Below are 1,048 nucleotides of genomic sequence, written 5' to 3' on the forward strand. Positions count from 1 at the left end.
CTGCTGGAGGAGCTGAACCGGACGGCGGCGCCGTATCCTGCGGAGCGGTGCATCCACGAGCTGTTCGAGGCGCAGGTGCACAAGGCGCCGGATGCGGTGGCGGTGGTCTGCAAAGATGAGCGGCTGATCTACGGCGAGCTCAATGCGCGGGCCAACCGCCTGGCGCATCACCTGATCGCCCTCGGGGTCAAACCTGGGGATCGCATTGCCACAGTGCTGGACCGCTCCGTCGCTCTTCTGGTGGCGCAGCTGGCAATTCTGAAGGCCGGCGGCGTGTATGTACCGATCGATCGCGCCCTCCCGCCGGCACGACAAGAATTGCTGAGGGCCGATTGTGCTGCACGCTTGGTGCTTTGCGCTGATGATCTGGTTGAGGCGACGATACCTGTTCGTACTATTGGGCCGCTCATAGCTGGAACGGGATGTAGTTCCGATCCTGGGCTGGCGTTGAGCGCTGAAACTGCCGCTTACGTCATGTACACCTCTGGCTCAACTGGCCTTCCCAAAGGAGTTGTTGTTCCTCATCGTGCCGTCAACCGGCTCGTGATCAACAGTGGGTATGTGAAGATCGATGCAGGAGATCGGGTGGCATGGGCTGGCAATCCCGCCTTCGACGCAAGCACGTTCGAAGTATGGGCACCGCTGCTTAACGGTGGTTGCATTGTTGCCATGCATGCCGCCACCGTCAGGGATACTCTTAGTTTTGCCCGCGCGCTTGAACAGCACCGGGTGACGACACTGTTTCTAACAACAGCATTATTCAACCAACATACATCAACGATTGCTCCGACGTTGGCGCAACTGAAGCACCTCCTCTGTGGGGGTGAGTGCGGTGATCTTGCCTCGTTTCTGAGATTGTTAAAGGAAAAGGGCCCCGTACGTCTCATTAACTGCTACGGGCCCACCGAGACGACGACATTCGCGACGATCTGGACTTGCCCGGCTGATTTTAATGGGTCATTGGTCCCGATCGGGCGCCCAATCGCCAACACGCGTGTGTACTTGCTGGATGGCCATGGCGCGCCCGTGCCGTTCGGCGCGGTGGGTG

1 protein-coding gene is annotated in these 1,048 nt (G+C 59.6%); it reads left to right on the plus strand.

All coding sequences use genetic code 11. The features are described 5' to 3' along the window. The coding region (locus I6F24_RS37255) for an AMP-binding protein (RefSeq protein ID WP_225131591.1) at window positions 1–1,048 on the plus strand (1,048 nt) is incomplete at both ends.

Origin of the sequence: Bradyrhizobium sp. BRP23 (genome assembly GCF_020194135.1) — a bacterium.
Classification (GTDB): domain Bacteria; phylum Pseudomonadota; class Alphaproteobacteria; order Rhizobiales; family Xanthobacteraceae; genus Bradyrhizobium; species Bradyrhizobium yuanmingense.